Below are 17,959 nucleotides of genomic sequence, written 5' to 3'. Positions count from 1 at the left end.
AGTGTTTCACGTGAAACATTTTGATGTCATCGTTGTCGGCGGCGGGCATGCCGGAGCGGACGCAGCGCACGCGGCGGCCAGGGCGGGTGCACGCACGGCCCTTGTAACGCTGAAGTCTTCGGGCATTGGTGTGATGTCTTGTAACCCGGCCATCGGAGGGTTGGGCAAAGGGCATCTGGTTCGAGAGATCGACGCGCTTGACGGCCTGATGGGGCGCGTTGCCGATCAGGCGGGGATTCAGTTCCGGCTGTTGAATCGGCGAAAAGGGCCCGCTGTACAGGGGCCTCGGGCGCAGGCGGATCGCAAAATCTACCGCGAAACCATGCAGGCCGAGATCCTGAATACACAGGGTTTGGAGGTCATTGAAGGCGAAGTCGCGGACTTTTGCATGGAGAAGGGTCAGGTTTGCGGGGTTGTTTTGGCGGATGGCTCCGAAATCAGGTCGGCTGCGGTTGTTCTGACCACGGGGACATTCCTGCGCGGGGTCATTCACATTGGAGATGTTTCGCACCCCGGCGGCCGTATGGGAGACGATCCGTCGATCAAGCTGGCGGAGCGCATTGACAGTTTTGACCTGCCTTTGGGGCGGCTAAAGACGGGCACACCTCCGAGGTTGAACGGCAAGACCATCAAGTGGGATATTTTGGGGTCTCAGCCGGGTGATGAGGAACCGGTGATGTTTTCATTCCTGAATACAGCTCCTTTTGCCCGGCAGATTGCCTGCGGCATTACCCATACGAACGAACGAACACACGAGATTATTCGCGAGAATCTGGGACGCTCGGCCATGTATGGTGGGCATATTGATGGCATTGGCCCGCGATATTGCCCGTCTATTGAGGACAAAATCGTTCGCTTTGCTGACAAAACCTCGCACCAGGTGTTTCTGGAGCCTGAGGGGCTGGAGGATGACACCGTCTATCCCAATGGCATTTCGACGTCCTTGCCCGTGGATGTCCAAGAGGATTACGTGCGGTCGATTGAGGGATTGGAGGATGTGGAAATCCTCCAGCCGGGGTATGCGATCGAATATGACTATATCGATCCAAGGGCTCTGGAGTCGTCTCTGGGAGTAAAAACTGTGCCCGGTCTGTATTTTGCCGGGCAGATCAATGGCACCACGGGCTACGAAGAGGCTGCGGCGCAGGGCCTTGTCGCTGGTCTGAACGCGGCGCGCTACGCCAGAAACGAGGCACCGCACCATTTTGGGCGCGCGGACAGCTACATCGGTGTCATGATTGATGATCTTGTCACCCGCGGCGTGACAGAGCCCTATCGCATGTTTACCTCGCGGGCGGAGTTCCGGCTTTCCTTGCGGGCTGATAATGCTGATCAGCGGCTTACCCCGGTTGGGGTTGATCTGGGACTTGTCGGAGAAGAGCGGCTTCGTGCGTTTTCAGAGAAATCCGAGCTGTTGGAACATGGCCGGACCCTGCTTGAAAATACCATTAGCACGCCCACCCAGCTCAAGGCTGCCGGGATAACGGTGAATCAAGATGGAAAGAAAAGAACGGGATTTCAGCTACTTGCCTTTCCAGATGTTGAATTTGATGACCTTCTTCCGCTTAATCCAGAGCTGGAAGAGGTTGCAGATGTGGCGCGCGAGCAGCTGACTAAGGACGCGCTATACGCCAACTATGTTGCGCGGCAGATGCGGGATGTCGAGGCGATGCAGCGCGACGCAAATCAACGAATTCCATCAGATTTCGACTATTCGGGCGTTAATGGTCTGTCGAATGAGCTAAAGGCAAAACTCGAGCAGGCCCGGCCGTCAAACCTGGATCAGGCTGGTCGGATAGACGGGATTACGCCTGCGGCGCTGACTCTTATCCTGGCGAAACTCCGCCGGGTCCGTCAGGAGAAATCGGCGTGACGCATACCGAGAGCGAAGTTCTTGCTGCTCTCAATGTTTCACGTGAAACATCTGAGCGCCTAAGGCTGTTGGTCGAGTTGCTCAAAAAGTGGAATCCCAGGATCAATCTGGTTTCCAAGACGACCCTGGATCAGGTTTGGAGCCGCCACATTCTAGATTCCGCGCAAATCCACGGTTTGGCCGAGCAGCCAGTCGGAAAGTGGGTGGATATAGGCAGTGGAGGTGGGTTTCCGGGGTTGGTTGTGGCGGTGCTGGCAGCCGAGATGGGATCTCCGACGTCCACAACCCTGATTGAAAGTGATCAGAGAAAATGCGCGTTTTTGCGTACAGTTTTGCGGGAAACGGGGGTTCCAGCAGAGGTCTTGGCCAAGAGGATTGAGGTCGCGGAACCTCAGAATGCCGATGTTTTGTCCGCGCGGGCGCTGGCGGACCTGGGACTGTTGTTTTCTTTTGCTGAGCGGCACCTGAAGGATGGCGGCACCATGCTGTTTCCCAAAGGCGTCACCTGGGAAAAAGAACTCAGGACCGCGCAGGAATCGTGGTCATTCACCCATGAGGTGATTACAAGTAAAACTGAGCCCAATTCCGTCATCCTCAAAGTCAAGGATCTCAGGCGTGTCTGACCCAACTCGTCCGAAAGGCCCAAAAATCATAGCTGTCGCCAACCAAAAGGGCGGCGTTGGCAAAACCACTACGGCGATTAACCTCGCGGCGGCGCTGGTCGAAGCAGGCTCGCGCGTTTTGGTTGTAGATCTCGATCCGCAGGGCAATGCCTCGACCGGGTTGGGGATTGATGTCGAAGATCGCGTGCTGACAACCTATGATCTTTTGCTGGATGACGCCGAGCTTGGCGATGTTATCCTTGCCACCGAGAAAGAGGGAATGTCGATCATTCCAGCGACGGTGGACCTCAGCTCAGCGGATATTGAGCTGATTTCAAACGAAAAACGCAGCTTTCTTTTGCATGATGCCCTGCGCCAGACCGCGATGGACGCCTATGGTTGGGACTATATCCTGATTGACTGTCCGCCATCGCTGAACCTGTTGACGGTCAATGCGATGATTGCGGCGCACTCGGTGCTAATTCCGCTGCAAAGTGAGTTTTTTGCGTTGGAGGGTCTGTCACAATTGATGCTGACAGTTCGCGAAGTGCGCCAGACCGCCAATCCCAACCTGCGGATCGAGGGGGTGGTTCTGACGATGTATGACGCTCGGAACAACCTTTCTCAGCAGGTTGAGCAGGATGCGCGCGACAATTTGGGTGATCTGGTGTTTGAAACCAAGATCCCGCGCAATGTGCGTGTGTCCGAGGCGCCATCTTATGCGTTGCCGGTTCTGGACTATGATCCTTTGTCCAAGGGCGCGGAAGCCTATCGCGCACTGGCGCGGGAAGTGCTTGCTAAACATATGAAAATTGCGGCGTAAGAGGAAAAACCATGGCAGCCAAGAAAACAAAGAACCGTGGTTTGGGCCGGGGGCTTTCGGCGCTTATGGCGGATGTTACCGAAGATCAGGTGCCGGCAAGCACGGAAGCGCCCCGCAATGCGGACCTGATGGTGCCGATCGAAAAGATCAAGCCAAATCCCGAGCAACCGCGGCGCGACTTTACTCAGGACCAACTTGAAGAGCTGGCCGCGTCTATTCGCGAAAAGGGTGTCATTCAGCCCCTGATCGTGCGGGCGCAGGCGGACGGTACTTATGAGATTGTCGCGGGTGAACGCCGGTGGCGTGCGTCGCAAATGGCGCAACTGCATGAGCTTCCGGTGGTTGTCAGAGAGTACAATGACACCGAAGTGCTGGAAATCGCGATCATCGAGAACATCCAGCGCGCCGATTTGAACCCGGTAGAAGAAGCTGCGGGTTATCGCGCGCTTATGGACAAATTCGGGCACACACAGGAGAAGCTGTCTGAAGCGTTGGGCAAAAGTCGGAGCCACATTGCAAACCTGATCCGGCTTTTGCAGTTGCCGGACGATGTGCAGAGCATGCTCAAGCAAGGCGACCTGACCGCCGGTCACGCGCGCGCACTGATTACATCAGAGGACCCGAGCGGCCTGGCGAAAAAGGTCGTGAAATCAGGTCTTTCCGTGCGCCAGACCGAGGCATTGGCGAAACGGCCCGTGTCTTCTGCGGCGCCTGCCAAGTCTGCCCCAAAACCCAAAAAGGATGCGGATACTGCAGCCCTGGAGGGCGATCTGTCTGCGAATCTTGGCATGAAGGTGATGATTGATCACAAGCCAGGTGGAGAAGCGGGTCAGGTGACGATCAAATACGCGTCTTTGGACCAACTGGATGAGATTTGCAGGATTTTGTCGGCTACCAGTTAGGTCGTGTCCAGATAAAGAGCAAAACACAGCCCAGAACGACGGCCTGAATGAGCAAGAGGGACGTTTTGAGCCCGATTGCCAGTGAAATTCCAAAAACCACGACAATAGAAAGCGTTGCGATGCGTTTGGCGCCGGGATTGATGGCGCCACGGGTTTGCCAATCCTCTATGGGTGGGCCCAGTTTCGGGTGAGATAGCAGCCAGTTATGAAGTCTTTCTGACGAACGGGCGAAAAAGAACGCGGCGAGCAAAAGGAATGGAACCGTTGGCAACAAGGGAAGCACGACGCCAATCAATGCCAGAGCAATGCAAACGAGTCCCAAAGTTGCCCAGATAAAGCGCATTCCTAGTCCCTCAAAAGTTCCGAAATGACCGAGTTCAAAACCATACGACCTTTGGGAAGAACCGCAAGCCTTTGATCTGAAATGGAAATTAAGCCAAGCTCACGCAGTGCATCAACTCTGTCATGCTCCAGGGTCTTTCCGGCCAGGGTCTGGTAACGAGTCAGATCAATTCCATCCGTCAAACGCAGGCCCATCAACAAGAATTCGGCAACCTCACCGTCGCGATCAATAGGCTCACGCAGGCTGTCGCCATTGCCTGCTTCGGCGCATTCCAGCCACTTGGTGGGGTTTCGCCAGGTCTCAACGGCGTGGCGGACACCGTTCAGGGTCATGCGGGCATGCGCGCCGGGGCCAATTCCGGCGTAATCCCCGTACCGCCAGTAAATCTGATTGTGTCGGGATTCAGAGCCTATTCCGGCGTAATTCGAGACTTCGTAGGGTAGAAAACCGGCTTTTGCACAGATGTCCTGGGTCTCTTCATACATATCCGCCGCGAGATCATCTTCGGGCAGACCGTGCAGTTTCCCGAGTGCGTAGCGGTCGCCAAAGGCGGTGCCGTCTTCGATTGTCAGCTGATAGAGCGAAAGATGATCCACGGCCATTTGCGTGGCTTCGGTCAATTCGTGCCGCCAATCTTCGATGGATTGATCCTGGCGCGCATAAATCAGGTCAAAGCTCACCCGGTCAAAGGTTTTCCGGGCGACGTCAAACGCCTGTTTGGCCTCGGACACGGAGTGAATGCGACCCAAACGCTGTAGATCGCGGTCATTCAGCGCCTGAATGCCCATCGAAATGCGATTCACACCGCCATCGCGATAGCCAACAAATCGGCCGGCCTCGACCGAACCGGGATTGGCCTCGAGCGTGACTTCCATGTCGTTGGCGGTGGGCCACAGCCTGCGCACACGGTCAAGAATGCCCGCGACAATGTCCGGATTCATAAGGCTGGGCGTGCCGCCGCCAAAAAAGACAGAGTTTAGAACACGGTTTGGGGTTTGTGCAGCGACGCGGTCAAGTTCGCTCAGATAGGCTCTGAACCAGCGGTTTTGGTCGATTTCTCGGGCCACATGACTGTTAAAGTCGCAATAGGGGCATTTGGCCTGACAAAAGGGCCAATGGATGTAGAGGCCAAAGCCCCCGTTTTGCCAGTCCTCAGCCAAAACAGCCTGCTACGAACTGTTTCAGGGCGCGGCCCCGATGGCTGATCTGGTTTTTCTCTGCCGGATCCATCTGGGCACAGGTGATGTCGTAGCCGTCGGGCTGAAACATCGGATCATAGCCAAAGCCATGCGCCCCGCGGATCGGCCAGACCAATTGGCCGGGCATGACGCCTTCGAAAACTTCGTCGTGTCCGTCTGGCCATGCAATGACCAGGGTGCAGCGAAACTGAGCAAGCCGGGGATCAGCAGCGTTAACGGCAGTCAGTTCGTCATTGGCGCGGGTCATCGCGCGTATGAAGTCGCGGCCATTGGGGGTTTCGGCCCAATCCGCCGTGTAGACGCCGGGCGCGCCACCAAGCGCGTCGATGGTGATACCGGAGTCATCGGCGAGCGCGGGCAAGCCGGTGGCGGTTGCGGCGGCATGTGCCTTGATCCGGGCGTTGCCGACAAAGGTGTTTTCGGTTTCTTCGGGCTCGGGCAGATCCATCTGGGCGGCTCCGACAACGCTCACGCCGTGGGGCGCGAGAATTTCGGTGATCTCAGCCAGTTTGCCTTGGTTGTGGGTGGCGACCAAAAGGCGGTCGCCATCAAATTTACGCGTCATGAGCAGGCGGCCTGTTGTGCGGTTACCAGTTCCTCGACACCCTGTTCGGCGAGGTCGATCAGCTGGTTCATCTGCACACGGGAATAGGTAGATCCCTCGGCGGACATCTGCACTTCGATCATTTGCTTGTTACCGAGCATGATGAAATTGCCGTCAACTCCGGCTTCGGAGTCTTCAGGATAGTCCAGATCCAGCACAGGCTGGCCAGCATAGATGCCGCAAGACACGGCGGCGACGGGTGAAATCAGGGGATCGGTCAGAACATCGCCCGCCTTCATCAGCTTGTTGACGGCCAAACGCAGGGCAACCCAGCCGCCGGTGATTGACGCGCAACGGGTGCCGCCATCTGCCTGGATGACATCGCAGTCCACCGTGATCTGACGCTCGCCCAGGGCAACGCGATCCACACCGGCGCGCAGAGAACGTCCGATAAGCCGTTGAATTTCAACAGTTCTTCCGCCCTGCTTGCCTGCTGCTGCCTCGCGACGCATCCGGCTGGTGGTGGAGCGGGGAAGCATACCGTATTCGGCGGTGACCCATCCCAACCCGGACCCCTTGATAAACGGAGGCACGCGGTCTTCGATGGTGGCGGTGCACAGAACATGGGTGTCGCCCATGCGGATCATGCAGGACCCTTCGGCGTGCTTGGTGATCCCGGTTTCAATCGAAACAGGACGCATTTCATTCAATTCTCTTCCCGAGGGACGCATGGCGGAAATCCTTTGTTGCTTGGCTTTGGGGATACAAGGGGGCAGGGGGCGGGTGCAACCCCGATTGACCTTTGCGCTGCGCTCACTTTAATGGCATCTGGATCACAAGGATTGCCATGTCTGAAAGCGCCCGCCTTCTTGAGGAAATGAACGACCGCTCTCGCGAGGTGTTCCGCCGCGTGGTCGAGAGCTATCTGGAAACCGGAGACCCGGTCGGTTCGCGAACATTGACCCGGACGCTGTCAGAGAGCGTCAGTGCTGCGACGATCCGGAACGTGATGCAGGATCTCGAGTTTCTTGGTCTGCTGGATTCACCTCATGTCAGCGCCGGACGTGTGCCAACCCAGATCGGGTTGCGGATGTTTGTGGACGGTCTGCTTGAGGTGTCGGATCTGGATGCCGGGGATCGCCAAAAGATTGACGCGACGCTGGGTGATAACTCGGCAGATGTAGGTGGGATGCTGGATCGCGTTGGATCGGCCTTGTCCGGTGTGACACATGGTGCTTCGCTTGTTTTGGCGCCGAAGCACGAGGCGCCGATCAAGCATATCGAGTTTGTCAGCCTCGCGCAGGATCGTGCGCTGGTGGTTTTGGTGTTTGCAGACGGTCACGTGGAAAACCGACTGTTTACTCCGCCGCCCGGACAGACCCCCAGCTCAATGAGAGAGGCGGCAAATTTCCTGAATGCGGTGATTGAGGGCCGGACCCTGTCCGAGGTGCACACCGTTATTCGCGAAGAGATCAAGCGACGGCGTCAGGAGATCGACTCGTTGGCGCGGGACCTGGTGGAAAGTGGCATCGCGCTGTGGGCTGATGCGGGCGATCAACATGAACGTTTGATTGTGCGCGGCAGGTCGAATCTGTTGGGGACTGACGAGGAAGAAGAGGACCTGGAGCGCATCAGGACCCTGTTTGATGACCTTGAACGCAAGCGGGACATCGCAGAATTCCTGGAATTGGCCGAGGAAGGCGATGGCGTGCGCATTTTTATTGGCTCAGAGAACAAACTTTTTTCACTTTCGGGTTCCTCTTTGGTGGTTTCCCCATATATGAACGCGGATCGTAAGATTGTGGGTGCTGTCGGGGTCATCGGACCCAAGCGCCTGAACTATGGACGGATCGTGCCGATTGTGGATTACACGGCACAACTGGTCGGGAAGCTGATTTCAGACCGGGGTTAGAGGTTGAGACATGGCAGAGCCGAAAGAAAACGAATTTCTGGACGATATCGCAGAAGCCGAGGCAGAAGAGTTTGCCCAATCGCTGGATGAACTGGCCGATGAGGCGGTTGAGCTGGATGAGCTGCGCGCCGAGCGGGATGATTACAAAGACAAGTTCATGCGCGCCCTGGCTGACGCGGAAAACTCGCGCAAGCGGGGCGAAAAAGCACGTCGCGATGCCGAGCAATATGGCGGATCAAAACTGGCCCGCGATATGCTGCCGGTGTACGACAACATGAAGCGTGCAGTCGAGACGATCACCGACGAACAGAGAGAGGCGTCTGCCGCTCTGATCGAAGGGATCGAACTCACGATGCGCGGTCTGCTTGGAACCTTTAACAAGCATGGTATCGAAGTGATTGCGCCCGAAGTTGGCGACAAATTCGACCCGCAGGTGCATGAAGCGATGTTCGAAGCTCCTGTCCCCGGTACGAAATCAGGTGAGATCATCCAGGTATCGGCCGAGGGGTTCATGCTGCATGATCGCCTGTTGCGCCCGGCACAGGTCGGTGTGTCTTCAAACCCGGGCTAAACAGACCTGCGGCAAAATGTTAGAAAGCTCCCGACACTCTCGGGAGCTTTTGTTTTGCGCATCTTACGTTTCGTCGTTTTGGCTTTGATCTTTCCGGTGTTTTACAGCGCCTCTGCCCAACAGTATCCGACGTATACTGAGCTGTTTGTAAATGATTTTGCAGAGCTGTTACCGGCAGAAGACGAAGACCGCATTCGCGGTAAGCTCGTGGAGCTGCGCGAGAAGAAGGGTATTGAGTTTACGGTCGTGACCATTCACTCGATGAGTGATTTTGGCCATTCGGCGGACATCGAACCTTTTGCAACCGGGCTGTTTAACCATTGGGGCGTTGGCAACGCCGAGCGCAATGATGGCGTGATGATGTTGATCGCCGTGGATGATCGGCGCATGCGGATTGAGGTTGGGTCAGGCTATGGGGCCTCAAAAAATGTTCCCATGGGCAACATCATCGACACGATCATTACGCCGCGCTTTAAAAAGGACGATTTTGTCGGTGGGATTGAGCATGGCGTGGATGCGGTTATCAAGGACATCACCGGCAGCTGGCCGGGAGAGTATGACGCCAACGTTGCGCAAAAAATTGGTGGCACGCTCAAGCGGCTTCTGGATTGGGTGGGGAATTGGATTTATGCGCTGTTGGCCCCGGTCGCCGCGCTGGCGGTGCGCGCCTTACGCAGGTGGCAGCGCAACAAGCCCCGTTTGTGTCCCAGCGATGGATCCCAGATGACACGGCTGAACGAAGAATGGGATGACAAGCATCTCCAAAAGGGCGAGATCACCGAAGAACGGCTAAAGAGCGTGGATTATGATGTCTGGGTTTGCGGCAAATGCGATCACGTCACGGTCGAAGGGTATAAATCCTGGTTTTCACCCTATGGCGCGTGCCGATCCTGTGGGTATCGAACCGTCGAAGGGGACACAACGATACTTCAGTCCGCCACAACCAGCTCAACCGGTCTGAAACGCATTGATTACCACTGCCACAATTGCGGAGATCGTTGGTCAGCCACACGAACGATCCCCAAGAAATCATCCAGCTCATCCTCGTCTGGGTCCTCCTTTGGAGGAGGCTCATCCAGCGGCGGCGGCGCCAGCGGAAGCTGGTGATCAGATTGCGGTCAGAACCACGCCAATGATCGTGCAGCCTCCGGTCGCGAAGCCTCCGTCGATCAGGATCAATTTGCGGCTCCGATCGGCAAAAACATAGTTTGTCGCCAGCCAGGGTGTCACGAGAAACAGACCAACGCCAAATCCGCTCACAAGACCTGCGCCAATTGTGTCAATGCCGCTGAGGGAAAAGATGTGGCGCATCATCCCGGCAACGATGATGGCGCAAACCAAAGCGACGATATAGGGCGTAGGCCCGGCGTTCGGCGGCCGTCCATTGTCATCGGCCTCAATCCCGGCGGCGGCCATCCATTTGCTGGCCAGCGTCATGTACCAGACGGCACCAAATACATAAGATGCCAGTCCGGCCCCGATCACGATCAGATAATCCATGTGTCCCTCCTGTCCTAGTTTTCAGTACTATGCACAGGAAGATCGGATTTGCCTACAGCCCACCCAGCGCGCAGATGATGTTCCATTCATCCGCGGTGACCGGTTGCACGGACAGGCGCGAGTTCTTGACGAGCACCATGTCAGCCAACCTTGGGTCCGATTTGATCTGATCCAATGACACAGGCGTGGGAACCGTTTCGACGGCCTTGATGTCCACGCATTCCCAGCGGTCGTCGTCTGTGGTGGAATCCGGATGCGCCAGGGCGATTACCTCGATAATGCCAACAACGGATTTTTCTTTCATCGAGTGATAGAAGAATCCACGATCGCCGATTTCCATGTCGCGCATAAAGTTGCGCGCCTGGTAGTTGCGCACCCCATCCCATTCTTCACCGGCATCACCTTTGTCCAGTTGGTTTTGCCAGCTCCAGGTGTTGGGTTCGGATTTGAACAGCCAATAGCGCATCACCCCAGAACCTTGTTCCAGGCAATCAATTCCACGCTCTGAAACAGATCGGCCTTTTTGTAGGGATCGTTTGCGGCCCAGGCTTTGGCCTCGGTCATGTCCATGTTCAGGATAATGAGTGAGCCGCACATCTCGCCGTTTTCATCCAGAAATGGCCCGGCCATTTCGACAGCATCGGTCGATTTCAGATAGGCTACGTGGGCATCCCGGTTGGCCTTGCGGATGTCCAGTGCGCCTGGTTTGTCTTTGGCGATCAGGGCGATTTTCATGTCATTCCTCCTTGGGTGGGCGGGAGAGTAACATCTCCATGGCCTGTGAGATTTTCAGATCGTGGTCGATCAGGCCGACAACAGCGTCCGTGATCGGCATGTCGATATTCATGTGACGTGCACGCCCCTGAACCGCCCTCGCAGTGGCGGCGCCCTCGACCGTGATGGAGGCGTCAAAAGCGTCATTTCGACCCAAACTCAGCCCAAAACGGTAGTTTCTGGACTGATCCGAGGTGCACGTCAGGGTAAGATCGCCAAATCCGGACAGCCCTGCAAGCGTTTCGGGATTGGCGCCAAGCGCCTGGGCCATGCGCTGCATTTCGGCGTAGCCGCGTGTCATGAGGGCAGCACGTGCGCTTTCACCAAGACCCGCGCCCATCGCAGCACCACAGGCAATTGCCATGACGTTTTTCAGGGCCCCGCCCAGCTCTGCGCCGATCGTGTCAGTGGTTCGGTAGATCCGGATGTTGGGCGTCGTCAACCGGGTCTGAAGCGCGCGACCGGCGGCCTCACTCTCGATGGCAAGGGTCAGGGCGGTTGGCAGACCGCGGGCAATATCGGCAGCAAAGCTGGGACCGGTAAGAATGGCCGGCGTCGCCTCGGGATCACAATCACGGATCACCGCAACGGGACCGAGTTCGGTTGCAAGCTCAACACCTTTGCAACAGGCGACGAGGAGCCTGCCATTCAGTTCGGAAGCCGTTTCCAAAAGCCCGCGCATACGCTGCATGGGCACGGCGATGAGCATGATGTCAGCCAGAGCGCGCGACATGCTGGACGTCACGGTGACGGTGTCGGGTAGGGTGACCCCGGGCAGGCGGGGGACGTTCATGCGCGCGGATTGCATTGCCGCCGCGTGGTCCGGATTGCGTGCCCACAGGGTAATGTCGGCCCCGGAGCGGGCCAGGGAAATGGCCAATGCGGTGCCAAACGCGCCCGCGCCCAAGACGCTGATGCTCATGCCTTGGCCCCCTTTTTGCCACTGCCCAACATGGCGGGGGCAGCTTTGTCCAGGGGCCAGCGCGGACGCGCTGCAAGGGTCATGTCGTCTCGGGCGCCGGTCTGAAATCTCTCGAGTCCGGCATAGGCGATCATGGCTGCATTGTCGGTGCAAAGGGACAGCGGAGGCGCGGTGAACGTGACATCGAGTTCTGCACAAACAGTCTCTAACCTTGCCCGAATGGCCGTATTTGCGGCAACACCGCCTGCAACGGCAAGCATGGGTGCTGATGGGTTTTCGTCCAGATAAAGTGCCAGCGCCCGACGCGTTTTTTCGGCCAGAACGTCGACAATAGCGGCCTGAAACCCGGCGCAAAGATCTGCGCGATCTTGCTCTGTCAGGCCTGACTTTTCGGCGATCACCGCATCGCGGGCCCGCAAGAGTGCGGTTTTGAGGCCGGAAAAGGACATGTCACAGTCAGGCCGATCCAGAAGGGGACGTGGAAAACGAAACCTGGTGGCATCGCCGCGTTCGGCGGCGGCCTGTACCGCCGGGCCGCCTGGTTGAGCCAGTCCCAAAAGCCGCGCGGTCTTGTCAAAAGCTTCACCGGGCGCATCGTCGATTGTGCCGCCAAGCCGCGAAAAATCTTCGGCCCCCCGCACGATCAGAAACTGACAATGCCCGCCCGAGACAAGCAGCATCAGGTAGGGATAGGCCACCTGGTCCGTCAACCGAGGAGTCAGCGCATGCCCGGCAAGGTGATTGACGCCAACCAATGGCACGCCAAGACCTGCCGACAGACCCTTGGCGCACATCACGCCAGACAGAACCCCGCCAATGAGGCCGGGGCCGGCGGTGACAGCCACGGCGTCGATGTCCTTGAGGGTCAGGTTGGAGGTTGCCAGGGCCTCTTCCACGCAGATGTCGAGTTTTTCGGCGTGGGCGCGCGCGGCAATTTCCGGCACAACGCCGCCAAATGCGGCATGCAGGTCCGATTGGCCATGCACGATTGACGCCAGAATTTCGGGCGCAGCACCCCGGCGTTGGCGCACGATGGCTGCGGCTGTGTCGTCGCAGCTGCTTTCCAGTCCGAGAATGGTTAGGTCCTGTGTCATGCCCATCGCCGTTGCGTGTCTGGTCAATGGCAGGTAACACCGAAAGGTGCCCGGGAACAATGCTGGCCGTGCCTATGACACGTGAAAACCCCATCGTTTTGCTGACGCGGCCATTGGCTGCCTCTGAAAGGTTTGCGAAAGACCTGCAAGGGCTGGACGTGCGTGTTGTGATCTCGCCGGTTCAATCCATCGAGGCGATGGACTTTGATGTGCCACATGCGCTCAAAGGTGCCATATTCACCTCTCGCAACGGGGTGCGGGCGGTTGAGGGCAAACCCATCCCGTGTTGGTGTGTTGGTGATGTGACCATGCAGGCCGCCATTGAAAAGGGGTGGCAGGCATGTTCTGCCAGCGGTGATGCCGAAGCACTGTTCCGGCGGATTCTGGCCGACCGCCCAGAGGGTCCTCTGGTCCACTTTCGCGGGGCCTATGCGCGCGGAAACCTGGCAACGAGATTGCAGGCCGAAGGGATCGATGTGCAAGAAGTGGTTGCCTATCGGCAGGTTAGCGAAATGCTGAACCATGATGCAAAAAGCGCTTTGAATAGGGAAAACCCGATTATTCTTCCCCTTTTTTCCCCCAGAAGCGCGGCGCAGGTTGTTCAACAGGGACCGTTTCCGGCGCCGATTTGCGTGGTTGCGATGAGCGATGCAGTGGCGGGCGAAGCAACAGCTTTGAGCCCAAGCCAGCTGGTCATTGCCGATGCGCCCAATGCGGCGTCGATGGTTGCGGCGATAAAGCAGATGGCAAAAGGCTTATGAACCATTGAGCATAATTGAAACTCTTCATAGGTTTGTTGTGTGCATTTGCAGAATGAATTTGGATTCGAAAGGGTGACAGCGGGTGGCTAGGTCAAAAACAACCGACAAACCGGACGACACACAGGTAGATGACACGGTTCTGCCAGAAGACAATGCAGAGGCCGAAGCCAATGATGTGACTGCCGAGGTTGAGGAGGCTTCGGAGAAGCCAGATGGTCCCGAAGATGTCCCCCAGGATGAGGCCGTCGAATTGGAGAACCCGGAAGAAGAAGCCCTGACCCAGGATCCGGAAGACGCTGCGGCCGAGACAGAAGAGGCGCCCCAACCAGAACCCGAAGCCCAACAGAAGCATCGGTCAGGTGCGACTCCTATGATATTGGGCGGTGTGGTTGCCGCAGCGATTGGGTTTGGGGCCGCCAGTTATCTGGGGTCTCAGGGTATCCTGTTTGGCCAGCAATCCAGCGAGCAGATTGCCGAGCTGACCCGCAAGCTGGAAGATCAGCAGGATCTCTTGAAACTGCTGCAATCAAACCAGGACAAAATTGCCGAAACCGCAAACCAGGCAAACGCAGGTGTTGCAGGTGTTGATGAGGCAAACGCCCGTCTGGCCGCGCTTTCCGAAAGGCTGGAGGCGCTGGGCACCAAGACGCAAACCCTTGAGGGGCGGATTGTCGAGGCTGAAAAACGCCCGATGACCGAAGGGGCGTCGTCTGCAGCAATTGAAGCCTATGAGCGTGAAGTTGAACAGCTGCGGGCCATGGTTGCCGACCAACTGAAAGAAGCCGAAAGCCTCAAGCAAACCTCGGCGCGCACTGCTCAGGAAACAATGGCGCAGGCCGCATTGACCCGCGTGGTGTCGGCAGTCGATTCCGGCGCGCCCTATCGTCGGGCGCTGACCGAGCTTGCCAGCGTGTCAGGTGTTGCGATCCCAGCAGCGCTTTCGCAGCACGCCGATGACGGGGTGCCCACCAACATCGCGTTGGTTGAGGCATTCCCGGATTACGCGCGCGCGGCGCTGGCAGATGCAAGAAAACAGGAAGGTGACGGCGGCAACAGGATTTCACATTTCCTGAAATCACAACTTGGCGCACGCTCGACTGAGCCAAAAGAAGGCGCTGACGCGGATGCCGTTCTGTCCCGGGCTGAGGCTGCATTGCGCGAAGGGCGGCTGGCTGCGGCGCTTGATGAAGTGTCGATGCTGCCAGAGACCTCGCAGGCGCTGATGGCGGATTGGCGCGCGATGGCGGAAACCAGGCTCGCGGCGACGCAGGCTGTCGAACAATTGGCCCAAGGCCTAAATTCCAACTGAAGGGTCATTCATGCTTTGGTCATTGATTAAAATTCTGCTTTTTGTCGCCGCGATTGCCGGGCTGACCTATGGCGCAGGCTATCTGATGGAGAGCGAAGGTGGCGTGATGGTCACCGTTGCCGGGGTTGAATACACGTTTGGGCCGCTTCAGACGGTGATTGCTCTGATCTCGTTGGTCGTTTTGGTCTGGCTGGCGCTCAAGCTGGTCGCGCTTTTGGTGGCTGTTCTCAAGTTTCTGAACGGCGATGAAACCGCGTTGAGCCGGTATTTTGACCGGAATCGAGAGAAAAAAGGCTATCAGGCCTTGTCCGAAGGATTGATGGCCCTGGCGTCCGGTGAGGGGCGCGCGGCGATGGACAAGGCGCGCAAGGCTGAAAAGTTTCTGAAGAAGCCCGAGTTGACGAACCTGCTGACGGCGCAGGCTGCGGAAATGTCCGGTGACAAACGCAAGGCGACCGAAGTCTACAAGCAATTGCTCGGAGATGACGCAACCCGGTTCGTTGGGGTGCGTGGCCTGATGCGTCAGAAGCTGGAAGAAGGTCAAACCGAAACCGCGCTGAAACTGGCGGAAACGGCCTTTGCGCTCAAGCCTCGGCATGAAGAAACCCAGGATGTTCTGCTGAAACTGCAGGCTGAAACCGGTGACTGGACCGGTGCACGCACGACGCTGAATGCCAAGCTGCGCACAGGCAGTTTGCCCCGTGACGTGCACCGCCGCCGCGACGCGGTTCTGGCGTTGTCGGAAGCCAATGACATTCTGGATGAGTCCAAGCCGATCGAGGCGCGTGAGGCCGCGATTGAGGCGAACCGCCTGTCCCCCGATCTGATTCCTGCAGCTGTGATGGCGGCACGCGGGTATCTTGACCAAGATAAGAAGCGCTACGCGACAAGAGTTCTGAAAAAGGCATGGGAGGCGCATCCGCACCCGGACCTTGCAGCGGCTTTTGCACAGATCGAGCCCGAGGAAACGGCACAAGCGAGGATCAAGCGGTTCCGCACGCTGACCAAGAGCACACAGGATCACGCCGAGACAAAAATGGTTATGGCCGAGCTGCAGATCGCGGCAGAAGATTTCCCCGAGGCACGGCGCGCACTGGGCGACCTGTTCGAAGCCGAGCCGACGGCGCGGTCTCTTACCATCATGGCGGCCATTGAACGGGGCGAAGGGTCCTCGGATGCGGTTGTGAAAGGATGGCTTGCCAAAGCGCTCACGGCCCCGCGTGGGGCGCAGTGGGTCTGCGACAATTGCCACAACATTCACGCTGATTGGACGCCGGTCTGTGACAATTGCCAGAGCTTTGACACTCTGAGCTGGACGGCCCCGCCAGAAGCCGAGATTTCAAGCCCCACGGGTGTTGAAATGCTGCCGCTGATCGTTGGTGCGCTAGAGGACAAAAGCGACGAAGACGAGGTCGAAGACGCAATTGACGCCGAGTTGGTTGAGGAGCCGGAAGAGGTTGCTATTGATGATGCCGTGCAAGCGCGCCATGCGGAAAAGTAGCGCTCTTTAGATCGGCCGCTGAACCTGAGTATGATTGAAGGCTGGCTGGCGGCAAACGTGCGGTTTGGCGACCCCGGCAGTTTTCCGAGAAAACCCAGAAAATCGTTCACAAACAACGATGTCACTGGGACACAGCGGGCATGAACGGGGCTATACGGTTCAATAGGTTACAGCACTGTATGGGACACAGTAGTTCAGGTCACCAACCGCAAGTCACTTTTTAAAATTTGGACTCGGAAAATATTCTGATAACTCTGGAAATCGGCGTACTTCAGCCTTCAAGTTTATTGGCTGGCAATGCTCAAGATCCGAATTGAAGCGTAAACCGCTAACTCCGGGTTCCAGATCCCCCCTAACAGCTGGAATTTCAGTTAGGTCAAAAACTAACAGCGAGTTAACAGCCGTCTCAAAGTCAAACCTTCTCATGGGCATTTCGGAGTCGAGGTTTCCAATTGTTTCTGAAATCACAGATCTTAGTTTAAATGTACTTTCTAGATCCCCCGCTAACTGGTTTTCGAGTAACTCCTGAAGATCCAGTAGGGATGACCCCCTACTACTTTCATCCAGTAAAATTGAAGCGACGAAACCTTTTTGATCTATGGGAAAGTTGCACTGTTCATACGAAAACTCATGTCGTCGCTGTCTAAGAGTTGTTGCCTTGACTTCAATCCTTAAGTCAGGTGTCCAAAAGTCGAACTTATCGCTCTCGCTATTTCGCCAGGCCGATACAGCAGACGCAGGGTTGCTTGCGCAGAATATGTAAATCAGCTCTCCGAACAGTCCAATGTCGGAACTTCTTGGTGGAAGAAGCAATTTTCGGAATAGGTTTGCTAATCTAATTATGGACTTTTTGAGAAAAGATTCATTTGGTTGATCCCCAACATAGTCAATCAAGCTCCCGCAGACGGAAAAGAAAATGCGCCTGTCCTCAGTTCGGTTGGAGGTCAGCCGTATCACAGTGAATTCGTTAGTTTCGCTCTTACCTGATGCTCTTTCGACAACGCACTTGATCTGGAATTGAATTTCCAAGTTTTGCAGCATTATCGAAGGGGGCTTTTTGCTTTGTTTAAACAGCGTCGTAACCAACAAACAAACATTCCCACAATCATCCGTGCCAATCGCCCACGAGGGCAAGTCAACTCGTATTTCAGCGGCAAGAATTGAGCCGACTCCGGGCTGGCTTGTTGCGTTCGTCAGTTCACTGAACGAGTTCGCTATATCGTCTGTGGTCGTCATGAGCCTTCTTGCGAATAGTATTGGTGTTGTCACCTTAACAGCGCTACCAAGGAGAAATCCTGATACCTGTATTTCAAGCTGCCCGTGTGACGG

General features: G+C 56.8%; 20 protein-coding genes. 10 read left to right on the top strand and 10 right to left on the bottom strand.

Annotation, left to right across the window (positions count from 1 at the left end):
* Positions 1 to 10: 10 nt before the first annotated feature.
* From mnmG to EK369_RS20290, 4 genes are read left to right on the top strand one after another with little or no spacing between them, the layout of a single operon-like run.
* On the top strand, positions 11 to 1,873 hold the full coding sequence (gene mnmG / locus EK369_RS20305; protein WP_127116107.1) for a tRNA uridine-5-carboxymethylaminomethyl(34) synthesis enzyme MnmG: 1,863 nt from the start codon (positions 11 to 13) through the stop codon (positions 1,871 to 1,873).
* A complete protein-coding gene (gene rsmG, locus EK369_RS20300) occupies positions 1,870 to 2,496 on the top strand; it encodes a 16S rRNA (guanine(527)-N(7))-methyltransferase RsmG (protein ID WP_127116106.1) in 627 nt (208 codons plus the stop codon). Before mnmG ends, rsmG begins: the two co-directional genes overlap by 4 nt.
* Positions 2,489 to 3,298, top strand: coding sequence for a ParA family protein (locus EK369_RS20295; RefSeq protein ID WP_127116105.1), 810 nt, complete (start codon positions 2,489 to 2,491; stop codon positions 3,296 to 3,298). The genes rsmG and EK369_RS20295 overlap by 8 nt, the downstream gene beginning before the upstream one ends.
* A gap of 11 nt (positions 3,299 to 3,309) precedes the next feature.
* Positions 3,310 to 4,200 (top strand): ParB/RepB/Spo0J family partition protein, encoded by an 891-nt coding sequence (locus EK369_RS20290; RefSeq protein WP_127116104.1) that lies wholly within the window; start codon positions 3,310 to 3,312, stop codon positions 4,198 to 4,200.
* On the opposite strand, the gene EK369_RS20285 is transcribed toward EK369_RS20290, so the two are convergent.
* Genes EK369_RS20285 through rph form a run of 4 tightly spaced genes read right to left on the bottom strand, consistent with a single transcriptional unit; the run spans position 4,190 to position 7,017 of the window.
* Entirely contained in the window at positions 4,190 to 4,543 is a 354-nt protein-coding gene (locus EK369_RS20285; protein ID WP_127116103.1) for a YbaN family protein, read from the bottom strand. The two genes, EK369_RS20290 and EK369_RS20285, sit on opposite strands and share 11 nt — an antisense overlap.
* Before the next feature lie 2 nt (positions 4,544 to 4,545).
* On the bottom strand, positions 4,546 to 5,703 hold the full coding sequence (gene hemW / locus EK369_RS20280; RefSeq protein WP_127116102.1) for a radical SAM family heme chaperone HemW: 1,158 nt from the start codon (positions 5,701 to 5,703) through the stop codon (positions 4,546 to 4,548).
* Positions 5,696 to 6,307 (bottom strand): RdgB/HAM1 family non-canonical purine NTP pyrophosphatase, encoded by a 612-nt coding sequence (gene rdgB, locus EK369_RS20275; protein ID WP_127116101.1) that lies wholly within the window; start codon positions 6,305 to 6,307, stop codon positions 5,696 to 5,698. Before rdgB ends, hemW begins: the two co-directional genes overlap by 8 nt.
* A complete protein-coding gene (gene rph, locus EK369_RS20270) occupies positions 6,304 to 7,017 on the bottom strand; it encodes a ribonuclease PH (RefSeq protein WP_127116100.1) in 714 nt (237 codons plus the stop codon). The genes rdgB and rph overlap by 4 nt, the downstream gene beginning before the upstream one ends.
* A 116-nt stretch (positions 7,018 to 7,133) precedes the next feature.
* Here rph and hrcA point away from each other — a divergent pair, with 116 nt between their 5' ends.
* The 3 genes from hrcA to EK369_RS20255 are packed head-to-tail and all read left to right on the top strand — an operon-like array spanning position 7,134 to position 9,876.
* Positions 7,134 to 8,198: a heat-inducible transcriptional repressor HrcA gene (gene hrcA, locus EK369_RS20265; protein ID WP_127116099.1), complete on the top strand. Its 1,065-nt coding sequence runs from the start codon at positions 7,134 to 7,136 to the stop codon at positions 8,196 to 8,198.
* 10 nt (positions 8,199 to 8,208) lie between these two features.
* Positions 8,209 to 8,769 carry a nucleotide exchange factor GrpE gene (locus EK369_RS20260; protein ID WP_127116098.1) on the top strand — a complete coding sequence of 187 codons (561 nt, stop codon included), beginning with the start codon at positions 8,209 to 8,211 and terminating at the stop codon, positions 8,767 to 8,769.
* A gap of 54 nt (positions 8,770 to 8,823) precedes the next feature.
* Entirely contained in the window at positions 8,824 to 9,876 is a 1,053-nt protein-coding gene (locus EK369_RS20255; RefSeq protein ID WP_164727062.1) for a TPM domain-containing protein, read from the top strand.
* Here EK369_RS20255 and EK369_RS20250 read toward each other — a convergent pair whose 3' ends face one another.
* Genes EK369_RS20250 through tsaD form a run of 5 tightly spaced genes read right to left on the bottom strand, consistent with a single transcriptional unit; the run spans position 9,877 to position 13,059 of the window.
* A complete protein-coding gene (locus EK369_RS20250; RefSeq protein ID WP_127116097.1) occupies positions 9,877 to 10,269 on the bottom strand; it encodes a DUF1761 domain-containing protein in 393 nt (130 codons plus the stop codon).
* Positions 10,270 to 10,321: 52 nt separating this feature from the next.
* Positions 10,322 to 10,735, bottom strand: coding sequence for an EVE domain-containing protein (locus EK369_RS20245; RefSeq protein ID WP_127116096.1), 414 nt, complete (start codon positions 10,733 to 10,735; stop codon positions 10,322 to 10,324).
* A complete protein-coding gene (locus EK369_RS20240) occupies positions 10,735 to 11,004 on the bottom strand; it encodes a YciI family protein (protein WP_127116095.1) in 270 nt (89 codons plus the stop codon). Before EK369_RS20240 ends, EK369_RS20245 begins: the two co-directional genes overlap by 1 nt.
* A gap of 1 nt (position 11,005) precedes the next feature.
* A complete protein-coding gene (locus EK369_RS20235) occupies positions 11,006 to 11,965 on the bottom strand; it encodes an NAD(P)H-dependent glycerol-3-phosphate dehydrogenase (protein WP_127116094.1) in 960 nt (319 codons plus the stop codon).
* The gene (tsaD, locus tag EK369_RS20230) at positions 11,962 to 13,059 is read right to left on the bottom strand and encodes a tRNA (adenosine(37)-N6)-threonylcarbamoyltransferase complex transferase subunit TsaD (RefSeq protein WP_127116093.1); all 1,098 of its coding nucleotides are present in this window, start codon (positions 13,057 to 13,059) and stop codon (positions 11,962 to 11,964) included. Before tsaD ends, EK369_RS20235 begins: the two co-directional genes overlap by 4 nt.
* Before the next feature lie 74 nt (positions 13,060 to 13,133).
* Between tsaD and EK369_RS20225 the strand changes: the two genes are divergently transcribed.
* From EK369_RS20225 to EK369_RS20215, 3 genes are all read left to right on the top strand, one after another.
* Entirely contained in the window at positions 13,134 to 13,820 is a 687-nt protein-coding gene (locus EK369_RS20225) for a uroporphyrinogen-III synthase (RefSeq protein WP_164727061.1), read from the top strand.
* A gap of 82 nt (positions 13,821 to 13,902) precedes the next feature.
* A complete protein-coding gene (locus EK369_RS20220; protein WP_127116091.1) occupies positions 13,903 to 15,129 on the top strand; it encodes a hypothetical protein in 1,227 nt (408 codons plus the stop codon).
* Positions 15,130 to 15,139: 10 nt separating this feature from the next.
* Positions 15,140 to 16,630: a heme biosynthesis protein HemY gene (locus EK369_RS20215; protein ID WP_127116090.1), complete on the top strand. Its 1,491-nt coding sequence runs from the start codon at positions 15,140 to 15,142 to the stop codon at positions 16,628 to 16,630.
* A 213-nt stretch (positions 16,631 to 16,843) separates the two neighbouring features.
* On the opposite strand, the gene EK369_RS20210 is transcribed toward EK369_RS20215, so the two are convergent.
* Positions 16,844 to 17,959, bottom strand: a 1,116-nt coding sequence (locus EK369_RS20210) for a PD-(D/E)XK motif protein (protein WP_127116089.1), incomplete at its 5' end; no start/stop codon positions are given.

The organism is Shimia sediminis, assembly GCF_003990645.1.
Taxonomy (GTDB): Bacteria; Pseudomonadota; Alphaproteobacteria; order Rhodobacterales; family Rhodobacteraceae; genus Shimia; species Shimia sediminis.
This window is presented reverse-complemented; position numbering and strand designations above follow the sequence as displayed.

Coding starts and splice junctions, on each gene's coding strand:
- EK369_RS20250 (WP_127116097.1), bottom strand. CDS start 10,269: ATGGATTATCTGATCGTGATCGGGGCCGGACTGGCATCTTATGTATTT.
- EK369_RS20225 (WP_164727061.1), top strand. CDS start 13,134: ATGACACGTGAAAACCCCATCGTTTTGCTGACGCGGCCATTGGCTGCC.
- EK369_RS20290 (WP_127116104.1), top strand. CDS start 3,310: ATGGCAGCCAAGAAAACAAAGAACCGTGGTTTGGGCCGGGGGCTTTCG.
- EK369_RS20240 (WP_127116095.1), bottom strand. CDS start 11,004: ATGAAAATCGCCCTGATCGCCAAAGACAAACCAGGCGCACTGGACATC.
- EK369_RS20285 (WP_127116103.1), bottom strand. CDS start 4,543: ATGCGCTTTATCTGGGCAACTTTGGGACTCGTTTGCATTGCTCTGGCA.
- EK369_RS20235 (WP_127116094.1), bottom strand. CDS start 11,965: ATGAGCATCAGCGTCTTGGGCGCGGGCGCGTTTGGCACCGCATTGGCC.
- rph (WP_127116100.1), bottom strand. CDS start 7,017: ATGCGTCCCTCGGGAAGAGAATTGAATGAAATGCGTCCTGTTTCGATT.
- EK369_RS20260 (WP_127116098.1), top strand. CDS start 8,209: ATGGCAGAGCCGAAAGAAAACGAATTTCTGGACGATATCGCAGAAGCC.
- EK369_RS20215 (WP_127116090.1), top strand. CDS start 15,140: ATGCTTTGGTCATTGATTAAAATTCTGCTTTTTGTCGCCGCGATTGCC.
- EK369_RS20245 (WP_127116096.1), bottom strand. CDS start 10,735: ATGCGCTATTGGCTGTTCAAATCCGAACCCAACACCTGGAGCTGGCAA.
- hrcA (WP_127116099.1), top strand. CDS start 7,134: ATGTCTGAAAGCGCCCGCCTTCTTGAGGAAATGAACGACCGCTCTCGC.
- rdgB (WP_127116101.1), bottom strand. CDS start 6,307: ATGACGCGTAAATTTGATGGCGACCGCCTTTTGGTCGCCACCCACAAC.
- tsaD (WP_127116093.1), bottom strand. CDS start 13,059: ATGACACAGGACCTAACCATTCTCGGACTGGAAAGCAGCTGCGACGAC.